Genomic DNA, 22,338 nt, shown 5'->3' on the forward strand with positions numbered 1-22,338 from the left:
GGGGTGTCTCCAGTGATTCGAATGTGTTTGAAAGTGTGTCGGACAGCAGGCAAGTCAGCCAACGACAGGATTCATCTGCAAAATGCAGGCCAGAGATCGGACCCACTGCGGGGCTGCGAGTGCTTGGTGTTTCACCCGGTGCGCGGTAACTCAGCAGGAACAACAATGGGCCGACCAAGGAGACATATGGAACGCGCCGGAGAACTCCAATGACATTGACGCTGCGACAAGGCGACAGGCACGCTGACCGTGTGCTCGACGTGGTGAGGCGGGGCTTTCACGAGGAAGGCAACGATCTGGTCACGCGCTCGTGGAGCCGTTGCCTGAATCAATACCAGCTCGACCCGGGCCGCCCGCGCGAACCCGTGATCATCGCGTCGTCGGCCTTGCAGAGCCGGCGAAACCAGCATGCCGACGTGATCGAGTGCGCGCGCTACGAAATGACCACGCTCTACCAGCAGCTCGCGGACGCGGAATCCGCCGTGGTGCTGACCGATACCGATGGCGTCATCGTGCACATGGTGTCCTCGCCCGAGTTCGCGGCCGAGGCGGAGCCCATGGGCCTGCGCGCAGGCGGCATGTGGGGCGAGGCCGAGGCCGGCACCAACGGCATGGGCACCTGCCTCGCGGCCGCACACCCGATCTCCGTGCGGCGCGAAGAACATTTCTTCAGTCACTTCACGCAGCTCACCTGTTCGGCGGTGCCGGTGTTCGATCCGTCCGGCGAAATCATCGCCGTACTCGACGTGACCAGCCGCTCCAGCCTGATGCAGCAGCACGTGCTGGTGCTGCTCGGCATGACGGCGCGCATGATCGAGAACCGCCTCATCGACAAGCGCTTCTCGAATGCGCATCCGCTGCACTTCCACAGCCGGCCGGAGTTCGTCTACACGCTGCACGAAGGCAAGCTCGCGGTCGGCGACGACGGACGCATTCTTGCGGCCAACCGCAGTGCGCTGTTCCAGCTCGGCGTGCAGACAATGGACGAGATCCGCACGCAGCGCATCGACGATCTGTTCCAGACCTCGCTCGAAGACATTGTGCAGCGCAGTCTTTCTTCTTCATTCCATCCGGTAGTCGCCTACCGGGCCAACGCGGCGCTGCGCTTCTTTGCGGTGGCGCGTCGGCCCGCCTCCGATGCGGCAACGCCGTCGCGCGCAACGCGTGCAGTCGGCGCGGGTTCGGGTCCCATCGTGGCGGAGACCGGTGCCGAAGCCTTCCGGGCGCCGTCGCGCCCATCGGCCCCGCGCGCGCCCGGCATTCGCACCTTCAAGGACGCACGCCTCGTTGCGCACCTGGACACCGCCCGCCGCGTGGTCGCGCGCCGCACGCCCGTGCTGCTGTGCGGCGAAACGGGCTCGGGCAAGGAAGTGTTCGCACGCGCCATCCACGAGACCAGCCCCCACGCCGAAGGCGCCTTCGTGGCCGTCAACTGCGCGAGCCTGCCAGAGACGCTGATCGAATCCGAGCTCTTCGGCTACAAGGCCGGCGCGTTCACCGGCGCGCAGCGCAGCGGCCGGCGCGGCAAGATCTTGCAAGCCGACGGCGGCACGCTGTTCCTCGATGAAATTGCCGACATGCCCCTGGAACTGCAGGCCCGGCTGTTGCGCGTGCTCGACGAGCGTCAGGTCACGCCGCTCGGCACCGAGGAAACGCATCCGGTGGACTTTCAGCTCGTGAGTGCGAGCCACCAACACCTGCCGAGCCTGGTGCGCGAAGGCCGCTTCCGCGAAGACCTCTACTACCGGCTCGCAGGCATCGAGCTCGACCTGCCGCCGCTGCGCGACCGCACCGACAAGCGCGAACTGATCCACGACGTGCTGAAGGACGAAGGCGGCGGCGACAGCCGTCTCGGGGACGACGCCGAGCGCGTGCTCATGGCCTATGCGTGGCCCGGCAACCTGCGCCAGCTGCGCCACGTGCTGCGCAGCGCCGCCGCGCTGGCGGACGGCAAGACCATCACACGCGAGCATCTGCCGTCGCTGGCCGCCAGGGTGGTGCCTTCGCCTGTCTCGGCCTATGCCGCGCTGCCTGCCGCATCCGAGCCTGCGGAAGCTTCAGCGGACGCCGCGCCTTCCGACGCGGCACCCGCCGTCAAACTCAACCCGATCCAGGCCAACGAGCGGCAAGTGCTGTTGCAGATGCTCGAGCAGCATCGCTGGAACGTGAGCAACGTCGCCAAGGCGCTCGATGTCAGCCGCAACACCTTGTACCGAAAACTCCACAAGCTTCACATCGAAATCTCTCCACCCGATTGAGCCAACGGGCTCGCTGGACATGACGACGAAGGGGGAACCACCGGCCACGGGCACCAAGATCGATCCACGCGGCGCGGCCCTGGTGGCCGAAGACGGAGAGCCTCCGCTTGCGGCCTCGCCGCCGCGCTCGCGCATCGCCTGGTGCATCACAGGTTCCGGCCACTTCCTGGAGGAATCGCTGGCGCTCGCCTCGCGGCTGCCGTCCGTGGACCTGTTCCTCTCGGCTGCCGCCGAGGAAGTGCTGCCCATCTACAAGCTGCACATTGAAGCGCTGAAGAAGCGATTTCGCGTCTTTCGCGACAAGACGGCCAGCGGCGTGCCGGTGGGCATGCTCTACGACGACGTCTATCACACGGTGGTGGTGGCGCCCGCCACCAGCAACACGGTGGCCAAGTGCGCTTTCGGCATCAGCGACAGCCTGCCGACCAACATGTTCGCGCAGGCCGGCAAGCTCGGAATTCCTGGCATCGTGTTTGCATGCGATACGGAACCGGTGGTGGTGACCAAGTCGCCGCATGACTGGGTCACGCTGCGTCCGCGGCGCATCGAACTGGACAACGTGGAACGGCTGCGCGGCATCGACTTCTGTCACGTGGTCGCGTCGCCGGCCGAACTCGAAGCCGTGCTCGATGCACGCATGAAGGAACTCTCTCTCGCATGGAACACATCGTCTTCCTGACCGGGCGCCTCGCCCAAGCCAGCCTCACGCGGGTGCTGGCGGGTATCGAGGCGGCACCGTTCACGTGGGAAGTGCGGGAGATCGGGTTGCAGGTGGCCGCGCTGATGACGGCCGACATGATCCGCCGCCGCGTCGCTGCACCGGTGGTCACCGAGGCTGAAGGCGAGGGCGCCGCGCCGCGCGCAGCCGACCGCATCATGGTGCCGGGCCGCTGTCGCGGCGACGTCGAGGCCCTGAGCCTTCACTTCGGTGTTCCGGTGGAGCGCGGCCCGCAAGAACTGAAAGACCTCCCGCGCCACTTCAACCGCAGTGCACGGGCCGTGGACCTCAACGAGTACGAGGTCGCGATCTTTGCCGAGATCGTCGATGCGCCTCGGCTCACGGTGCCGCAGATCATCGAACGCGCGCGTTTGCTGGCGGCCGACGGCGCCAACGTCATCGACCTGGGCTGCCTGCCCGAGACGCGCTTCGACCACCTGGCCGACAGCGTGCGGGCATTGAAGGCCGAAGGCTTCCAGGTGAGCGTCGATTCGAGCGAGGCGCAAGAGCTTCTGACCGGCGGCAAGGCCGGTGCGGACTACCTGCTGAGCCTCACGCTCGATACCCTATGGATTGCCGACGAAGTCGAATCCACACCGGTGCTGATTCCGCGCGTTCCGGCCGATGAAGAATCGCTGTACGAGGCGGTGACGCTGATGCAGCAGCGCGGCCGCGCCTTCCTGGCCGATTCGATTCTCGATCCGATTCCGTTCGGCCTTACCGCATCGATCGTGCGCTACCACCGGCTGCGCGAGCGTTTCCCCGATGCGCCCATCATGCTCGGCGTGGGCAACCTTACCGAACTGACCGAGGCCGACACCAGCGGCATCAACGCGGTGCTGTTCGGCATTGCCGCCGAACTGAACGTGGCGGCCGTGCTGACCACGCAGGTGAGCCAGCATGCGCGCCGCGCGGTGAGCGAGGCCGACTGGGCGCGGCGCATCATGCATGCGGCGGCACGCAATGCCACGCTGCCCAAGGGCATGAGCGACGCGCTGATGACGGTGCATGCCAAGCACCCGTTTCCCGACACGCCCGAAGAGATTGGCGAGATCGCCTCGCAGGTGCGCGACCCGAACTTTCGCGTGCAGATTTCGCCGCTGGGCCTGCACGTGTACAACCGCGACGGCCTGCGGCTGGGGCAGGGCGCGTTCGAGCTCTGGCCGCAGCTCAAGCTGCAGGACGATGCCGACCATGCGTTCTACATGGGCGTGGAGCTCGCGCGCGCCGAGATCGCCTGGCAGCTGGGCAAGCGCTACGTGCAGGACCAGCCGCTGGACTGGGGCTGCGCTGCGCCAAGGCCGACCGAAGACCTCGCCCGCTGGTGCGCACCCGGAACGACCATGAAGACAGCGAAGAAGAATGACAACAACAACAACGCCGCCGAGCCCGGCGCCGTGAGCGCCACCACCGCGCCGACACCCTCATGAACGACCAGATCTTCGAAGCCGTGGTGACCACGGTGTCGCCCAGTGGCCAACCGCACGTGGCGCCGATGGGCATCCGCTACCAGGAGGGCGGCATCCTGCTGATGCCGTTCAAGCCCTCGACCACGCACGACAACATCGTGGCCACCGGCCATGCGGTGCTCAACATCGTCTGCGACACCCGCGTGTTTGCCGGCTGCGTGACCGGCCGTAAGGCGTGGCCCACGCTGCCGGCCGAACGCATCGAAGGCGTGCGCCTGGCCGCCGCGCTGCGCCACGTCGAATTGAAGTTAGCCGAGCAGCGTGACGACGCACAGCGCCCGGTGCTGCGCATGATGGCCGTGCACGAGGCCACGCACGCGCCCTTCGTCGGCTTCAACCGTGCACAGGCCGCGGTGATCGAGGGGGCCGTGCTGGTCAGCCGCCTTCACATGCTGCCCCCTGAAAAAGTGGAAACCGAAATGACCTATCTGCAGATTGCGATCGACAAGACCGCCGGCCCCGAAGAGCGCGAAGCCTGGGAGTGGCTGCGTACCGCGGTCGGGCAGCACCGTGCCGGCATGCCGGAGCGCGCATCATGACGCGCATGCTGGTGAGCGTGCGCAGCGTGGACGAAGCCTTGGTCGCGGCGAGCGGTGGGGCCGACTTCATCGACCTGAAGGAACCTAGCGACGGCGCATTGGGCGGCCTGCCCGTGGCGACCATCGGCGCCATCGTGGGCGCACTGCGCGCGCATGGCAGCGGCCTTCCGGTGAGCGCAACCATCGGTGACCTGCCGATGCATGCGCTGGACCGCATTCGTGCGCAAGTGGACGCGGTGGGTGCCTGCGGCGTGGACTACGTGAAGGTCGGCATCGAGCGAGGCCCTGAAGCCTTTGCGGTACTCGATTCGCTCGCAGCCTGCGATTGGCCGGTGGTGCCGGTCTTCATTGCCGACAACGGGCTGGACGCTGCGCTGATCGCGCACGCCTGTGCACTCGATTTTCCGGGGATCATGGTCGACACCGCCGACAAGCTCGCCGGCAGCCTGTTCGATGCGGTGCCGATGGCAGACTTGCGCGCCTTCGTGGCAAAGGTGCGCGCATCGGGCCGCATGGCCGGTGCGGCCGGTGCGCTGCGCGTGGCGCACGTGCCTTTGCTGCAGGCGCTGGCGCCTGATTTCGCGGGATTCCGCAGCGCGGTGTGCGTGGCCGACCGCAAGACGGCACTCTGCCCCGAGCGGCTCGCGGCGCTGGCCGCGCTGCTGCATGGCGAGGCCGTCGTGGAGCCGGCGGCGGCCTGAGATTTTCGAATCGGGCGATCTGGGTGATCGCACTTTTGGTGCGGCCTGCGCGGTTTCTTAGCAGAGCTTTCTCTGGCGTGGCTCGCTGGATTGCCGACCCATTTGTTGAGTGTTCAATTCCCCTCGATCGAGGCGCTTCCGGATAGTGGACGGCGAATCTACGGAGCGTCTGAGAGATGGACGCCACCATGATCTGAATGTCTTCAACTGAATTCGATTGTCAACTCGCTATGACAATTACTGCTTTGCAATGAGAGGAGATTTTTAACTCGATTTCGTGATTAAGTCCCTCGGCTTCGAGAGGGCAGGCTCTCACAATTCCGCTCAAACAACCCGCGTTGGGCACCCGGCAATTCGCCGAGCCAACGCGGTGTTCACCCGATGCAACGGGGAGGGACGGGAGCGTCATGAATAAAAGATTCAATCGGGTGATCTGGAGCGCAGCGCGCGCCATGCGGGTCGTCGTTCACGAGGCCGCCGCCACCACCGGCAAAGGCTCTTCCAAGGCCACCAAGATCACCACGGGCGCGCTCCCCAGCACTGCAGCCCTTGCACCCATGTTTGTAGGCGCCGCACTCGCGGGCCTGCTGACAGCCCCCTATGCACATGCCCAGATCGTCGCCAACCCGATGGCCCCCGGCGCCCAGCGCCCGACGATCCTTGTCGCGCCCAACGGCGTCGGCGTCGTCAACATCACGACGCCCTCGGCCGCCGGCGTTTCCAGAAATCAATACATCCAGTTCGACGTGAACGGCCGGGGCGTCATTGTCAACAATTCACGCACCAACGTGCAGTCGGGCATCGGCGGCTGGATCAATGGGAACCCCTACCTCGCCACCGGACCGGCGAGAGTGATCCTCAACGAGGTGAGCTCTTCGAATCCGTCGTACATCAACGGGCCGGTGGAAATCGCGGGCCAGCGCGCGGAGTTCATCCTGGCCAACCCGTCCGGCATCGCCCTGAACGGAGGCACGTTCATCAACTCTTCTGGCGTGACGCTCACGACGGGCACGCTGCAGTTCAATGCGTTCGGCGGCCTGGATGCCTATGTGGTGCGCGGCGGCACTGTCACCGTGGGCGGCAGCGGACTCGATGCGACACGCGCCGATCTGCTCACGCTGATTTCGCGCGGGGTGGTCGTCAACGGCGGCATCTGGGCCAACGACCTCAAGGTCGTGGCCGGGGCCAATGTGGTGAGTGCCGACGCGATGAACGTCACGCCCACGAGCGGCACCGGTCCCGCGCCGAGCTACGCCATCGATGTCGCACAGCTCGGCGGCATGTATTCAGGGCACATCCAACTGCTGGCGAACGAGGCCGGCATCGGTGTGCGCAACGCGGGCGCGATCCAGGCCTCGGCCAGCGCGGGTGCGGCGGGCCTGGCCGGCCTCGGCCAGCTCGTCGTGACTTCGGCCGGTCGCCTCGAGAACATCGGTACGATCCAGGCCACTGCCGATGCGAACCTCTCGGCCTCGAACCTCGCCAACAGCGGCACCATCAGCAGCGGCAGCAACCTCCGGGTCACGACACAAGGCAACCTGACCAACGCGCTCAACGGCACGGGCGGCACGCTTGAAGGCCAGGGCGTGCAGCTCGCCAGCACAGCGGGCGATATCGACAACCGAGGCGGCACCATCCGCCAGACCAGCGGCGTGGCGCTGACCCTTGCCGCGCCGACGCTGAGCAACACCAGCGGCGGGGTGATCGGGCTCGAACCCGCACCGGCGCCGACCGCTGGATCGGGCGGAACGACCGGCACCGGGACCACCTCGGGCGGCACCACCGGGACGGGCTCGACATCCGGCGGCACCACGGCGACGGCCAGCGGAACGACTTCGACGACGACCGCCGCCCCCGCACCGCCCCCCATCGAACCGGGCACCATCACCGCCGCCGGAGCAATCCGCAACGACGGCGGCAAGATCTACGCCGGCGGCCCGATCACGCTGCAAAGCGCCAACCTGATCAACAACGGCGGCACGCTGAGCGTCGCGAACATGGTGATCAACCAGCCGAGCTTCGACAACCACGGCGGCACGCTCAACGTCAGCAATGGCTTCAGCGCCAACGTCGAGCGCTTCGACAACACTGGCGGTACGCTCAATGCCGGCAGCCTGAACATCGCCACCACAGGCGACCTGATCAATGTCGACGGCACGCTCACCAGTGCGGCCGATGCCGTCCTGACGGTCGGCGGCCAAGCCGACAACACGCGTGGGACGATCTCGGCCACTGGCAGCTTGACAGCCAACGTGACGGGTGCGGTCAACAACACGGCCGGTACGCTGGCCTCCAACCAGGCCCTGACACTTACCGGCCAGTCCCTGAACAACAGCCAGGGCACCATCCAGTCGGCCGGCGGCAACGTCCAGCTCACCGCCGGCCAGCAGCTGCTGAACACCGACGGCCACATTGCCAGCGGCGCGAACCTCACGATCCAGACCGGCAGCCTCGAGGGCAGCAGCGGCACGCTTCAGAGCACCGGCGACCTGTCCGTCACCGCCGCCCAAGGCCTGACTGCGACCGGTACTAATGTCGCGAGCGGCAACGCCACGCTGCGGGGCGCATTTGTCGATCTCTCCGGCAGCCAGACCGGCGCCGCCAACGTCGCGATCGCCGCCACCCAGGGCAACGTGACCACCAGCGGCGCCACCGTCGCCACGCCCGGCACGCTCGCCGTCTCGGCCAATGCACAGTCCGGCCAGACACTCGTGAACAGCGCCGGCACTCTGAATGCCGGCCAGCTGCAGATCAGCGTTTCGAACCTCGCCAACACCAATGGCGGCGAAATCGTGCAGACCGGCACCGGCGCCACCACCCTGGCGACCAGCGGCACCCTGAACAACGACGGCGGCCGCATCGCGAGTAACGGCCAGGACCTGAGCCTGAGCGGCGTCACAATCACCAATACCGGCGGCAAGATCGAACATGTCGGCACCGGCACGCTCAGCATCGCGGGCGGCAGCTACAGCGGCAGCAACGGCCAGATCACCGCCAACGGCGCGTTGTCGGTCGCCATGTCGGGCGCCTTCAGCCAGGACGGCGGAACCACTTACTCACAGCAGATCGACCTGAGCGCGGGGTCCCTCAGCAACCAGGGCGGCAGCCTCGTGCAGGCCGGCAGCGGCACCACCACGCTGGCCGTGGGCGGCCTGCTGAACAACAACGGCGGCACCATCGCCAGCAACGGCCCCATCGCCGCGAGCGCAGGCTCGATGAGCAACCAGGGCGGCACGCTGCAGGCGGCAGGCAGTTCCGACCTGAGTCTCACGGTCGCCGGTCCACTCGACAACTCCGCGGCGGGCAAGATTCTCGCGGGCGGCAACGCCACCGTCGCGGCCGGCAGCCTGAACAACAACGCCGGCAGCGTGACGGCAGTCGGCGATCTGAATGCCACAATCTCGGGCGCTGCCACCAACGTGGGCGGTACGCTGGCCGCCAACGGCAACACCACACTCGTGGCCGGCACGCTGGACAACAGCGGTGCGGGAACGGTGGCTGCGGTCAGCGGCAACCTGAGCGTCACGACCTCGGGCACCACCACGAACAACGGCGGGACCCTGCAGGCCGGCGGCGCCACCACCTTGAGCAATGGCGGTCTGAGTAATCTAGGCGGCAAGGTCTTCGGGAACAGCCTCTCCGCGAACACCAACGGCAACACGCTGGACAACAGTTCTCAGGGTACCTTGGCGGCAACCACCACCGTCGATGTGAAGTCGGGCGCGCTCCAGAACGACACGGGCCTGATCCAGTCCGGCGCGGCGATGACCATTGACACGAACGGTCAGACGCTCACGAACACCAATGCGGCCGGCTACACCAATGGCCAGGGCGGCATCACCAGCGGCGGCACACTTGCGCTGACCACCGGGGCAGTCGACAACACTGCCGGGTTCATTGGCGCCGCAGGAGACCTCAGCGCGTCCACCGCCCAGTTCACCAACGCGAATGGCGGCCTCGTGCTGAGCCAATCCAGTGTCGTGATCGACACCCGCGGCGCCACCTACGACAACCGAGGTGGCCAGACCCTCGCTGCGGGCGATCTGACGATCAACGCCGGCGCCGGCTCCATCGACAACACGTCCAGCCTGCTGCGTTCCGGCGGCACCACCACGCTCAACGCCGGCACCGTCGTCAACACGAACACCCTCGGCACTGACCAGGGCATCGAAGGCCAGAACGTCGCCATCGGCACGGGCACTTTGAACAACAGCGCCGGCGCCATCCGGGCCGATGTCAACGCCACCATCACCAGCGGCGGCACCGTCGACAACACGAACGGGCTGATCTCGGCCGGCGACACGCTCAAGATCGTGGACCCCAACGCGGCCACGCCCAGCGCCAAGACGCTGAGCCTCATCAACACCGGCGGCACGCTGGTGGCGGACAAGAGTGTCCAGATCGAGGCCGCGGGCTTCAGCGGCGATGGTCAACTCGTCTCCGGCGGAGATCTCTCTGTCGCGCTCACCCAGGACATCGTCAACAACGCGGATGTGACCGCCAATGGCAACCTGAGCTACATCACCACTGGCAACTTCACGAACAACGGCAAGCTGCTGGCGGGCCAGACGTTGACCGTGGGCGGCAACGATGTCGACAACACGGCCAACGCGGAAATGTCGGGGATGGACACCGTCGTCACTGCCGCCGGCACGCTGACTAACCGTGGCCTGATCGACAGCCACGGTGCCACACAGATTAACGCGGGCACGCTGAACAACATCGGCACCGGCCGGATCTACGGCAACGACATCTCCATCGCCACCGGCACCCTGCTCAACGATGCCGAGACCCTCGATGGCGTGACCAAGGCGGGCACCATCGCAGCGCGCGGCAACCTCGACATCGGCGCGACCACCCTCACCAACCGCGAACACGCACTGATCTTCAGCGGCGGCAACATGGCCATCGCAGGTGCGCTCAGGGCGGCACGCTCAACAACCTGAGCGCCACCATCGAATCGCTGGGCAACATGTCGATCTCGATGGGGCAGATCAACAACTGGGACACGCACATCCAACTGGGGCCGAAGACCACCACGACGACGCAGGTGGTCTCCGTCGCGCCGGTCGGCGGCAGCGGGTTCTACACGCTCGACCAGGTCGTGGTCATTCCCGGCCAGCCCTTCGTGTGGGCACGCAACCCCGACGGTTCCACCGGCGCTCTGCTGTACAGCAACGGCTACGGCATCTGGACCACCACCGCCACGACCACGGCCGACACAGCCATCAACGCCGACCCAGCCCTCATCTCGTCGGGCGGCGACATGACGCTCGTGGGCGCCGTCTACAACCGGGACAGCCGGATCATCGCGGGCGGCACGCTGACCGCGAGCAACGTCACGAACGAGGCCCTGAAGGGGAGCTACCAGACCACCAGCTTTTCGACGGTGGTCAATGACAAGGGACAGCAACAGCCGATTGTTCTCGGGCCCATGGCGAGTGGAACGGTTAACGTCGGCGCATTCGAATACGTCGACCACGTGAACGCCACCAGCGGCTACAACGCGGGAACTGCAGCCACCGGGTCCACCTCGGCGGGCGGCGGGGGCACCGGCAGCGCGGCCGGCGGCACCCGCACGGGCACCATCGTCGAGGTGGCGGCTAACGTCGGCGGCGTCGCGGGTGCGGGCGGCGCGGGCGTAGGAGTCTCGGGCGGTGCCAGCAGCGGCAGCAGTCAGGCCATTCCTCTCGTTGTGCGCACCAGCACGCCGAACCTGGGCTTTCCCACGGCCAGCCTGTTCAGCCTCCATGCCGGGCCGGGCGGCTACCTGATCGAGACCGATCCACGCTTTGCGAACTACCGCAACTGGCTCAGCAGCGACTACCTGCTGAACAGCCTCGGGCTCGACCCGAACGACACACTCAAGCGATTGGGCGACGGCTTCTACGAACAGAAGCTCATCCGCGAGCAGGTGGCGCAGCTCACGGGCTATCGCTACCTGGACGGATTCAACAGCGACGAAGACCAGTACACGGCACTGATGAACGCGGGCGTGACTTTCGCCAAGGAATACGGCCTGCGGCCCGGCATCGCGCTGACACCGGCGCAGATGGCGCAGCTGACCAGCGACATCGTCTGGCTGGTCGAGCAGACCGTGACCTTGCCGGACGGCAGCACGCAGCGCGTGCTGGTGCCTCAGGTCTATGTGCGTGCGCGACCGGGGGATATCGACGGCTCGGGCGCGCTCCTGGCCGGCAACCAGGTCAAGATCGACGGCAAGGACAACAACCTGGTCAACACCGGCACCATCGCCGGACGCCAGTTGGTCAGCATCAATGCGAACACCATCGACAACCTCGGTGGCCGCATCAGCGGCGGGCAGGTGGGCCTGACGGCCCAGGTCGACATCAACAACATCGGCGGCACGATCGATGCGCGCGACAAGCTCTCGCTGGACGCCGGACGCGACATCAACGTCCGGACGACGACGGCTTCCGGTGGCATGGGCAACACCAATATCGACCGGGTCGCGGGCCTGTACGTGACCAACCCGGGAGGAACCTTGGTGGCCAGCGCCGGACGCGATGTGAACCTGATCGGCGCCGTGGTGGCCAACGCGGGCAATGGGCAGACGTCCATCAAGGCCGGTAACGACATCAATCTCGGCACGGTGACCACCACCACCGCGGCATATGCGATCGGCGAAAACCTGAGCGGAGGCTTCTCGCAGAGCAGGGAGGTCGGCACGCGCATCACCGGCGGCGGCAATGTCCTCCTGGATGCCGGGAACGACGTCAAGGCGCGGGCCGCGACCGTGGCCGCGGGCGGTGACCTCGGTGTCAGGGCGGGCAACGACATCCTCATCGAGTCGGGCCGCCAGACCACGGATTTCGGGTTCTCCACCCAATGGAAAGACAGGGGAACCCTCACGAGCACCAGCAACAGCATCACCGGGCAGGCCCACACCAACACGGCCATCGCCAGCAGCTTCAGCGGCAACAACGTTGCCATGGAAAGCGGCCGTGACCTGAACATCGTGGGCAGCGATGTCAATGCCCGTGGCGACGCCAGCTTGAAGGCGGGACGCAATGTCAACATCGTGTCCGCAGTCGACAGTTCCTCTGCGAGCCTGGACAGTTCCCGTGAGACCAAGGGGTTCATCGTTCCGAAGCTGGGCGGCTCCAGCATTGATCGCGCGATTCGCAAGGAGCAGCACGCGGAGGTTTCCAGCCAGTTCGAGCGAGCATCGAACGTCACCGCGGGTGGCAACCTGGGTGTCACGGCGGGCCAGCAGGTCAATGTCTATGCCAGCAACCTCGGCGCCGGCGAAGACCTGAAGATTTCCGGCAAGGAAGTGACCGTCCTGAGCGGAACCAACCAGTTCCACAGGGAGATCGGCCGCAAGGACTCGAAGCAGTCCATCGGCACGATGGGCAACTTCAAGCGCGTCGGCAAGGGCATGAACGGCAAGGAGAGCGTGACCGATACCCTGGATCAGACCCTGCTCGCACCGGCCACGCTGCATGGCAAGAACGTCACGGTCACCGCCACCGATGCTGATCTGACCTTGGGGGCCGTGCATATCAAGGCAGAGGATGCCGTTGCGCTGAATGCGCCGAAGGGCGCCGTGAACTTGGATCTCGTCAAGACCGGCACCGAAGTGGGCCAGAGCCGTGGCGAGAGCGACCCCATGTACCAGCGTACGCGGAACACTGGCCTGCACCTGGAAAGTGCGAACTACACCCAGATCGACAGCAAGACACTGAAGCTGGACACGCCCAAAGTGAATGTGCAGGTGGGGCAGAACGCGACCAAGGGGCCGGGCGACATCTACGTTGCGCAACAGACCATCGAGCAGGTTCTGCAAGCACAGCGCAATCAGCCCGGCATGGGGTGGCTGAACCAGATCCAGAGCGACCCGGCCCTCAACAAGGCGCAGATCAACTGGGAGGGCGTGCCGCTGGAACAGCGGCGGTGGGCAGAGCAACAAGGCAGCCTGACCGAGGCGGGCGGCGCCGTGGTGGCGATTGTGGCCACCGTGATGACCTGGGGCGCGGCCAGCAGCATCGGCACGGTGGCCGGGAGTGCCGTAGGCGGCGGCACCACGGGCGCCGTCGTCGGTGCAGCGGTCGCAGCCGGCGTGTCGAGCATTGCCGCGCAAGCCGCCGTCGGACTGATCAATCACAACGGCAACATTGGCGCGGTGCTGGAGGATCTGGCTTCGAGCCGTGGCATCAAGAACATTGCCACGGCGATGGTGACGGCCGGGGCCTTGCAGGGGCTGAATACAGCGCTTGGCATAGAAAGCTGGACATTCTCAAGTGGAGCCACTTGGCCTCGAGTCTTGGGGCGCAACCTGCTCAACGGTGCAGCCACAGCTGCGGTCCGTGCATCCATTAATGGCTCAAGTTTTGAGAATGAACTCCAGTATGGCCTCGTCAATGGCTTCTTGAATACTGCAGCTGCAGGAGGCGCCAATTTGATCGGGGATCTTGACGGATTTTCCCGAGAGATAGCCCACGCTGTAGCGGGATGCGCAATTGGCGCGGGCAGAGCGAGTGCCGGCGGCTACGGAACCAGTGCAGGCAGCGGATGCTCGGCCGGCGCAATAGGCGCCTTGACAGGGACACTAACGGCGCAATTTTTGCTAAATAATGGCATTGAAGATCCGGCGACCATAATCAATATCAGTCAGCTTGTGGGTGGCATTTCAGGTGCCCTCGTCACCGGGCAAGCAGCCGGCAGTGCTATTTCCGGACAGTCGGCTGTCGACACCGTGATAAACAATGATCTGATGCATATCACCGGACGTCGCCGCCGAGATAGTAATAATATTTTTGGACATACGGCGCTGGCAGTTCAAGGGGCCGGAGTTTACAGTTACGGAAACGACACGCCCCTTGGTTCGGGTCCCTTGTCCTATATTCAATCCCAAAGTACCTTGCGAGACCAAGTCATTACAGTTGTGCCTCGAACGCCCTCTCAGGACGAGGCCGCATATCAATACTTCATTAGTAGGCCTGGCATGAACAGCGTGGATCTGATTGACACTTGTGCGTGCAGATCCAACGATGCTGCTGTCGCAGCAGGGCTTACAAGTGCGTTTATTCCCTCCCTGCCGATCAGCGTAGCGGTTACCGCTACGAATGCTCCTGGTTCGCAGACTTTTTATATTCCGCGCGGCGGCGAAATTCCTCCGGCGCTACTCGAAATCATTCAAAGATTTCAGCCACTCAATGTTCCTTGATTATTTTTTTCACACGCGGCGTGGAATTTTCATGATTCTTGCGCTTGGAGTATTCCTTGCTCTTATTGCGGTTGCATCAGTTCTCACCATTGGTGAAATTTCAAGGATCAAGCGGCGAAATTCCTATTTCGATGAAGCGAACATCGGAAGTGATTATTCGCTGGTCATCGCGCGCCTCGGCAAGCCGACATTTATCGAGCCTCGATCAGCAAGCGACAAATCGTACGATTGGGGCATGAAGTCCTCATGCAACGGCGAATGCAGCGTGCGGATTGGCTATCGAACATCAGTTTTTCTCGATCTCAAGCTCGTGATATTTGACTTCAATGATCAAAATAAATTGATCTACAAATCGCGCCAAGTATCACCGTAGAAGATTTGGGTGCTGATCGCGCCAAAAAATCTAGCCGCAAACGAATTATGAAGCTGTCACACATTTCCCCTCTCCGCATCGTTGCGAGCGCCGCCCTCGCCGCAAATCTTCTCCTGTCCGGCTGCGCCACCAAGCTGACCCAGCCCATCACCGGCTACACCTGCTGCAACCTGCGCCCCGACTACGGCTGGGTCTCCAGCACCAACATGCTCGGCGGCCCCATCGTGCTGGCCGGCGAACCCGTGGTGCTCGACACCATGAAGCGCGACACCTACTTCTTCGGCACCATCGGCGGCGACTACGTCTCCCTGCGCGACGATGCCGCCCGCAGCAAGGACGATGCCTTGCGCTGGGCGCGCCAGATCGTGGTGCCCACCGACCCCCGGGTGGCGCTCGGCAGCTGGAGCCCCGAGGTGCAGAAGGCCGTCTACGCCGCCAAGGTCGTGCCCGGCATGNATCGTGGTGCCCACCGACCCCCGGGTGGCGCTCGGCAGCTGGAGCCCCGAGGTGCAGAAGGCCGTCTACGCCGCCAAGGTCGTGCCCGGCATGACCCGGCCCCAGGTGCTGATGGCGCTGAGCTATCCCTCGCGCAACGACACCAAGGACCTGAACGCCAGCAGCTGGCGCTACTGGACGATCCAGGAAGACGAGCCGGTGGACATCCTCTTTGGCGCCGATGGCGCCGTGAGCGGCTTCTCGGGCAAGCCGTCCGCCGTGCGCGCGGTCGAATTCAGGCGCTGACCATGAACTGCTTCACCGGCGTGCCTCGGCGCACGCGCATGGCCGTGGCCGTAGGCCTGGCTCTGGCCACCTCTTCGTTGTTGGCGATTGCGCAGCAGTCCCCGACCACCCCGCAACCCTTCGTCGAACAGCAACGCCAGCAGGAGCGCGAACGCGCCCTGCGCGAGCAGAACGAGCGCACGGTCGACCAGCGCCTGCAGGCCGCACCGCCCGCGCCCACCCAGCGCATCCCAGCCTCCGAAGCCCCGTGCTTTCGGATCGACCGCGTGCTCTTGGTCGGCGAGCAGGCCGAGGCCTTCCAGTGGGCTGTTGCTGACCTGTCGGGTCCCGAAGGCAACGATGCGCCTCTCGGCCAGTGCCTGGGCACGGCCGGTGTCAACGTGGTCCTCGCCCGCGCCCAGCAGGCCGTCATCGCGCGCGGCTTCGTCACCACCCGTGTGCTGGCCGCGCCGCAGGACCTGTCCAGCGGCACCCTGACCCTCTCGCTGGTGCCCGGGCGCATCGCGGCCATCCGGACCACGCCCGATTCCTCGGCCACGCTGCTCGGCAGCGACGCTTTGCTGGGCTCCGCCGTTCCCGCGCGAGCCGGCGACCTGCTGAACCTGCGCGACATCGAGCAGGGCCTGGAGAACCTCAAGCGCGCCCCCACGGCCGAGGCCGACATCCAGATCGAACCCTCGACCGCCCCGAATGCCCGGCCCGGCGACAGCGACCTGGTGGTCAAGTACGTCCAATCCAAGAAGTGGCGCGTCACCCTGAGCCTGGACGACAGCGGCACCGAGGCCACCGGCCGCTACCAGGCCGGCGCCACGGTATCGGTGGACAACCCCTTTGGCCTGAACGACCTGTTCTATGTCAGCGCCAACCACAACCTCAACGGCCATGTGTTCAGCGACCCCGCCAAGGGCACCGAAGGCCAGACGGTGCACTACTCGCTGCCCTACGGCTACTGGATGCTGGGCTTCACCGCCTCCAACAGCCAGTACCACCAAAGCGTCGCGGGACTGAGCCAGGACTATGTCTACGCCGGCAAGACGAACAACGCCGAAGTCAAGCTCTCGCGCCTGCTGTACCGCGACCAGCGCCGCAAGACGACCTTGGCGCTGAAGGGCTTCCGCAGGGAGTCGCGCAACTTCGTGGACGACACCGAGATCGAGGTGCAGCACCGCGTGGTGGGCGGCTGGGAGCTCGGGCTGAACCACAAGGAGTTCATCGGCGACGCGACGCTGGAAGGCACGCTGGCGTACAAGCACGGCACCGGCGCCTTCGGTGCCATCGCCGCGCCGGAGGAACAGTTCGGCGAGGGCACCTCGCGCCTGCGGCTGTACACGGCCGAAGTCAGCCTGAACGCGCCGTTCAAGCTCGGCGAACAGAAGCTGCGCTATTCGGGCCTGATCCGCGCGCAGTGGAACCGCACGCCGCTGACGCCGCAGGACCGCTTTGCCATCGGCGGGCGCTACACGGTGCGCGGCTTCGATGGCGAGACGAGTTTGATGGGCGAGCGCGGCTGGTTGATTCGCAACGACATCGGCTGGGCCATGGGCCAGAGTGGGGCGGAGCTGTATCTCGGGGCCGACTACGGGCATGTGGGCGGGCGTTCGACCGCGGACCTGCTGGGCCGCAATCTGGCGGGCGCGGTGCTCGGCGTGCGCGGCCAGTGGAGCAAGCTCAGCTATGACTTCTTCATCGGGGCGCCGATCAGCAAGCCGGAGGGGTATCGCACGGCCAAGACCACCTTCGGGTTCAATCTCAACGCGAGCTTCTGAAGATGGCATGGGACGCTACCGGCAGCGGATTTGGCGAACTGTTGCATTCAAACCATGGCTAGCCAAATATTCAAATCGGCCGCGATGTACGGCATCAGCAGGGCGATTGGCCCTCGTGACGGCCCCGGGTGGATCGTTCTCTTGACGCGCAATAGCGTGCATTTTTCTAAGCCGTTTCCCTTTTCCATGTATGGCGGCGAAGAGGCTGCGCTGATACGGGCCCAAGCGTGGCGTGACGACATCGTCAAAGCGCACCCGCCGAGGACCCGCGTGCAGAAGGCCACCCTACTCAAAAGCAACAACACCAGTGGTATTCCTGGCGTGACATGCCAGTTGGGACAGGACGACAACGTGCAGGCGTGGATCGCGGGGACGACGCTGTCGCCAGGGAAGAAACTGACCAAGTATTTCAGCGTCAGCCGCCATGGCGCGGCGCAGGCCAAGTTGCTGGCCATCGCCGAGAGGCAAAGGCAACTGCAACAATTGACCGGGCTGTGCGCCGTTCACCCGGCGGAAGCCACGGTGCGCAACGCTCCCGCTACCGCCATTCCACCGCATATCCCGGCGCCCGTTGGCAAGACCGAGATCATCCTGCGCAACAACAAGAGCGGCGTCGCCGGTGTGCATCGCTTTCCGAAGTACTGGGGTGCCCTCACGTACTACACCGACCCGGTGGAAGGCAAGAAGCTGGTATCGAAGTATTTCTCCGTCAAGACGCATGGCGAGGACGAGGCCAAGGCATTGGCCATCGCCGAGCGCCAGAAGCAACTTGAGTTGGTGGCACGTCTGAAGGCACGCAAAGCCACGAAGCGGGAGCGCTCGTCTTGAGGTCCGGCAGCGGCCCTGCAGAGCATGCAGCGACAGGTACTTGCCCCGCCGTTTCGGCGACCGAAGCGCAAGCATGCGCGCGACGCGGCATCATGGCGGCAGCCGCGGTGCTCCCACGCTGTTTTCCGCCGCAATCTCGCGCGACCGCTGTTTGTCAGCGTGGCGTGAAGGTGGCCTCGCCCAGCAATAGCGACCGCATGATTGCCAGCTGGTTCTTGTGAAGCAGCGTGATCGGAAAAGCCGCGTCATCGGACTGCTCGGCGAACTGGTGGTCGAGCACACCGGCATCGCCAAGCTCCGCGAGCGTCATCTGCGGATCGATGGCGCATGACTTGACCAGCACCAGCTGCTCGGCATTGAGATGCTTCGCGAGATCGAGCGCAATGGTGTCCGACGTGGCGTCCCAGCCGGTGCGCTCGTCGGGGTGGTCGCGCCGCAGTTCGAGCGGCAGCCACAACGCCGTTTTTCCCTGGCGCAGCAGGTCGGGGATGTCGGTCTTGCGCGTGGCCAGCTGCAGGCCCGGATTCAACGCATGCAGCTGGTAGGCCGTCTGCGCCATGGCCAGCACGGCCATGTTGTGCGCGGCCAGGTCGTTGAACTGCCAGTGCGACTGCACGCGCCGCACTTCATCCGCAAAGCTGCCGCCGCCGCAGACCACGGTGACGCGCCCGCCGCCGATCTGCGTCAGGAGGTCGAGCCACTGCGGCAGCACCGGGTCCGAACAAAGGCTACCGCCGATCTTGACGACCCACATCAGTCGTGCTCCCGTTCGAACAGCGCCGCCACCGCGACGCTCGGTGCGCACACCTGTGCCCAGGTGGTGGTGCCCGCGGCCGCATGGTGCGCCACGCGCGCGACGTCGCCGCCATACGCGGCAAAGCGGTGCGGCACGGAACCCGTGGTTTCGGAGGCGGCCGCAGCGGCCAGGTCGGGCACCAGGAAAGCACCACAACCCGCGCTCACGATCACAGCCTCGCGCGAGAGCGCATGCGCGGCCAGCACCCGGCGCAACTGCCCGGCAATGGCTTCGACCTGCGCTGCGCGCCACGCCCGCGCAAGATCCAGCCATTCGCCCGCGGAGGCGTCGCGCTCGTCCAGCCCCACCATGCGCGCAAGACGCTGGCGCGTGGCGGGCAGGTCCTTGTCCGCGTTGTCGGCGCTCGGGTACAGGTCGTGCGCCGGGTCGAGCTCGCCGCACAGCCTGTAGACGTCGGCCGTGGTGGCGAAGAACTCGTTCATCACGTGCCGTGCCTGGCCGCGCCATTCGATGCGCTGCGTCAGCGCGCAGACCGGGGTTCGCACCACGCCGTGGTAGGCGAGCTCGCCGCTCACCAGGCGTTCGGCGTCGGTGCGGCTGGTGGTCAGCACGCCCTGGTTGCCGAAAGCGATGAGGTCGGTGGTGGTGCTGCCGATGTCGACCAGCACGCCTTCAGGAAACACCAGCGCGGCGTGCCGCGCGGTGGCCAGCCAGTTGGCCGAGGCGATGTGCTCCCAGTGCCGCGAAACGTCCGCGGCGGTGGCGCACCAGCCGGCATCGCCGGCGAAAAAGTGCAGGGCGCCCGGCGGCACGGGAAGCGATGCCGACAGAGCGGCGGCAATGCCGCGCACGCCGGCTTCGCGGTCGGGAAAGAGGTCGACCATTTCGCCTGTCATGGTCACTGCATGCTGCGCTGCGCCGAGGCTGGGCCAGCGCGCCTCTGCGGCTTGCAGAGCGCGGGTCAGATGGTCGAGGCCCTGCCAGAGCGGACAGCCCCATTGCGCCACGTCGACCACCTCGCCGCCTTGCAGCAGGCAGGCCTTGACGTGCGCGCCGCCGATGTCCCACCCGATGGTGGTGCGTTCAGGCGACTGCACGCGCAAGTTCCTGTTCTTGAACGCCGATGCCGTGCAGGCGGTCTGCCAGCAGTTCCGCCGCCAGGTTGCGCCCCAGCGCCGCCGAGAGCCCGACATAGGCGCAGGTGACGCGCGGATTGACTTCGATCACCACCGGCCCGCGCTCCGGATGCCAGACCAGGTCGATGCCCGCGAAACCGCGCAGTCCGGGGATGGCATGCGCCACCCGCTGGGCCAACCCCGCCAAGGAGGCCCGACGCGGATCGCCCTGGCCCACTGCATCGACGCTCACACCATCGAAGGACAGCCGTCCGTGCGGGTCGATGGAGATGCGTTGGCGGTTGATGCTGAGCATTTCGGCATTCTGCGCCGTGCACAGCAGCGAGAGGCTCAGGGCTTCGCCTTCGATCCATGGCTCGAGGGTCAACGTGGCGCCGGCCTCGGTTCGCCGTGCCAGATCTTCGAGCGCGTCCGCATGGCGGGTGTGCACGTGGGTGGCCACGCCGCCGGCGCCGTCGTCGGGCTTTACTACCCAGCGCGCAATATCGGAGGCATCGGCAAAGGCCAGCGGCGTCTGCACGCCGTGTGCGGCCAGGTGCGCGAGCGTGGCCTTCTTGCCCGCCGTCAGTTCGATGGCTTCGACGCTGCAGCCGAGCCAGCGCGCGTTGCCCACCGTGCGCTGGAAGCGCGCCAGCAGGCCGTCGGTTTCGGGCGCGACCAGCCACACCAGGTCGTGCAGCGCGCTCTGGCGCGCCACGAAGTCGAAGGCCGATTCGTTGGTGCGCGGCCGCAGCGGCACAGCGCCGGCAGGCAGGGTGTTCCCCGGTTCGCAGACCGCCGCCGAGACCGAACAATCGGCGGCGCGCCGCAGGTCCGCCACCATGGCATCGCGCATCGACAGGCCCAGCGGCAACAGCTCGTCGGCGGCCGCATCGTCGCCGTAGTCGCTCCATCCGCCGCCGCTGAGATACTCGTAAACAAAAACGCGTGTCGTCATTTCATCATCCACTTTCCGGGCTCTTCCCCATGACTTCCGAACTGAACCTGATCCCCGTCGTCGACCTGCTGCAGGGCCAGGTGGTGAGGGCCGTGCGCGGCGACCGCAAGGCCTACCGGCCGATCGTTTCGGCACTGTGCGCCAGCAGCGACCCGGTGACGGTGGCGCGCATCCTGTGCGACCACTGCGCGGCGCGGCAGCTGTACGTGGCCGACCTCGATGCCCTGCAGGGCGGCCCGGTGCAGATCGCGGTGCTGGCCGATCTGCTGCGGGCGCTGCCCGAGGTCGAGCTGTGGCTCGATGCGGGGTTGGCCGACATCGACGCCGGCGAGGCGCTGCGCAGCCAGTTGGCGCCGTATACCTCGCGCATCGTGCTGGCGTTCGGCAGCGAATCGCTGCGTTCGCGCGAGGCGCTGGAACGCTGCTTCGCCAGGGACGAAGAGGGCGCCGGTACGGGCCAGCAGGGCGTCGCACTGTCGCTGGACCGGCGTGACGGTCAGCGCCTGGACCCTGCCGGCTGCTGGGACGCGGTCGAACTGTGGCCAAAGCGGTTGATCGTGATGACGCTCGAGCGTGTCGGCTCCGGCGCCGGGCCAGATTTGGAAACCTTGCAGGAGGTGAGGCGCCTGGCACCGGCTGCCACCGTGATCGGTGCTGGCGGGATCCGCAGCGAGGACGACCTGGCGCGTGCCAGCGCGGCCGGCGCCGATGCCTGGCTCGTGGCCAGCGCTCTGCACGACCTGCAACTGCCACGCGTGCGCCGCTGATCTGCCGGGGGTGGCGCAACGGGGGTGGTTGGGGCATGCCATCAACCCGCTGCACTCACGAACCGTGCCATCCCCGATGGCGCTCGCATGCGCCGCCGCAAGCCGCTGCCGTCACGCATTGACCGCCAAAAGCGCAACACTATGTCTCACAAACTGTG

The 22,338-nt window shown here is 66.0% G+C and carries 15 protein-coding genes; 12 read left to right on the plus strand and 3 right to left on the minus strand.

The genetic code is table 11. The features are described from left to right. Nucleotides 1–209: 209 nt before the first annotated feature. The 11 genes from ASC78_RS02700 (at nt 210) to ASC78_RS02750 (ending at nt 18,583) form a co-directional block, all read left to right on the plus strand. Nucleotides 210–2,258, plus strand: a complete 2,049-nt coding sequence (locus ASC78_RS02700) for a sigma-54-dependent Fis family transcriptional regulator (RefSeq protein ID WP_055796028.1) — start codon at nt 210–212, stop codon at nt 2,256–2,258. A gap of 19 nt (nt 2,259–2,277) precedes the next feature. Further along, nucleotides 2,278–2,937, plus strand: coding sequence for a flavoprotein (locus ASC78_RS02705; protein ID WP_082517407.1), 660 nt, complete (start codon nt 2,278–2,280; stop codon nt 2,935–2,937). Continuing rightward, nucleotides 2,916–4,406 (plus strand): DUF6513 domain-containing protein, encoded by a 1,491-nt coding sequence (locus ASC78_RS02710; RefSeq protein ID WP_055796030.1) that lies wholly within the window; start codon nt 2,916–2,918, stop codon nt 4,404–4,406. The genes ASC78_RS02705 and ASC78_RS02710 overlap by 22 nt, the downstream gene beginning before the upstream one ends. Next, the gene (locus ASC78_RS02715; RefSeq protein ID WP_055796033.1) at nt 4,403–4,984 is read left to right on the plus strand and encodes a DUF447 domain-containing protein; all 582 of its coding nucleotides are present in this window, start codon (nt 4,403–4,405) and stop codon (nt 4,982–4,984) included. The genes ASC78_RS02710 and ASC78_RS02715 overlap by 4 nt, the downstream gene beginning before the upstream one ends. Then, complete coding sequence (locus ASC78_RS02720) at nt 4,981–5,685, plus strand: (5-formylfuran-3-yl)methyl phosphate synthase (protein ID WP_055796036.1); 705 nt, start codon at nt 4,981–4,983, stop codon at nt 5,683–5,685. Before ASC78_RS02715 ends, ASC78_RS02720 begins: the two co-directional genes overlap by 4 nt. A 407-nt stretch (nt 5,686–6,092) precedes the next feature. Beyond that, entirely contained in the window at nt 6,093–10,631 is a 4,539-nt protein-coding gene (locus ASC78_RS27340) for a beta strand repeat-containing protein (protein WP_157634368.1), read from the plus strand. 26 nt (nt 10,632–10,657) lie between these two features. Beyond that, nucleotides 10,658–14,875, plus strand: coding sequence for a DUF637 domain-containing protein (locus ASC78_RS27345; protein WP_055796040.1), 4,218 nt, complete (start codon nt 10,658–10,660; stop codon nt 14,873–14,875). Between the two features lie 31 nt (nt 14,876–14,906). Then, nucleotides 14,907–15,248 (plus strand): hypothetical protein, encoded by a 342-nt coding sequence (locus tag ASC78_RS27350; RefSeq protein ID WP_157634369.1) that lies wholly within the window; start codon nt 14,907–14,909, stop codon nt 15,246–15,248. Between the two features lie 47 nt (nt 15,249–15,295). Then, the coding region (locus ASC78_RS27855) for a hypothetical protein (RefSeq protein ID WP_235504969.1) at nt 15,296–15,703 on the plus strand (408 nt) is incomplete at its 3' end. 324 nt (nt 15,704–16,027) lie between these two features. Then, the gene (locus tag ASC78_RS02745; RefSeq protein ID WP_055796468.1) at nt 16,028–17,755 is read left to right on the plus strand and encodes a ShlB/FhaC/HecB family hemolysin secretion/activation protein; all 1,728 of its coding nucleotides are present in this window, start codon (nt 16,028–16,030) and stop codon (nt 17,753–17,755) included. 84 nt (nt 17,756–17,839) lie between these two features. Continuing rightward, nucleotides 17,840–18,583, plus strand: coding sequence for an AP2/ERF family transcription factor (locus ASC78_RS02750; protein WP_055796049.1), 744 nt, complete (start codon nt 17,840–17,842; stop codon nt 18,581–18,583). Between the two features lie 154 nt (nt 18,584–18,737). Here ASC78_RS02750 and ASC78_RS02755 read toward each other — a convergent pair whose 3' ends face one another. The 3 genes from ASC78_RS02755 to ASC78_RS02765 are packed head-to-tail and all read right to left on the minus strand — an operon-like array spanning nt 18,738 to nt 21,413. Further along, the gene (locus tag ASC78_RS02755; protein WP_055796051.1) at nt 18,738–19,337 is read right to left on the minus strand and encodes an amino acid kinase family protein; all 600 of its coding nucleotides are present in this window, start codon (nt 19,335–19,337) and stop codon (nt 18,738–18,740) included. After that, nucleotides 19,337–20,437 carry a hydantoinase/oxoprolinase family protein gene (locus ASC78_RS02760; protein ID WP_235504970.1) on the minus strand — a complete coding sequence of 367 codons (1,101 nt, stop codon included), beginning with the start codon at nt 20,435–20,437 and terminating at the stop codon, nt 19,337–19,339. Before ASC78_RS02760 ends, ASC78_RS02755 begins: the two co-directional genes overlap by 1 nt. After that, entirely contained in the window at nt 20,424–21,413 is a 990-nt protein-coding gene (locus tag ASC78_RS02765; RefSeq protein WP_055796056.1) for an ATP-grasp domain-containing protein, read from the minus strand. Before ASC78_RS02765 ends, ASC78_RS02760 begins: the two co-directional genes overlap by 14 nt. A gap of 29 nt (nt 21,414–21,442) precedes the next feature. Between ASC78_RS02765 and ASC78_RS02770 the strand changes: the two genes are divergently transcribed. Further along, complete coding sequence (locus ASC78_RS02770) at nt 21,443–22,180, plus strand: HisA/HisF-related TIM barrel protein (RefSeq protein ID WP_055796059.1); 738 nt, start codon at nt 21,443–21,445, stop codon at nt 22,178–22,180. Nucleotides 22,181–22,338: the final 158 nt, after the last annotated feature.

Origin of the sequence: Variovorax sp. Root318D1 (assembly GCF_001424835.1) — a bacterium.
Lineage (GTDB): Bacteria > Pseudomonadota > Gammaproteobacteria > Burkholderiales > Burkholderiaceae_C > Variovorax.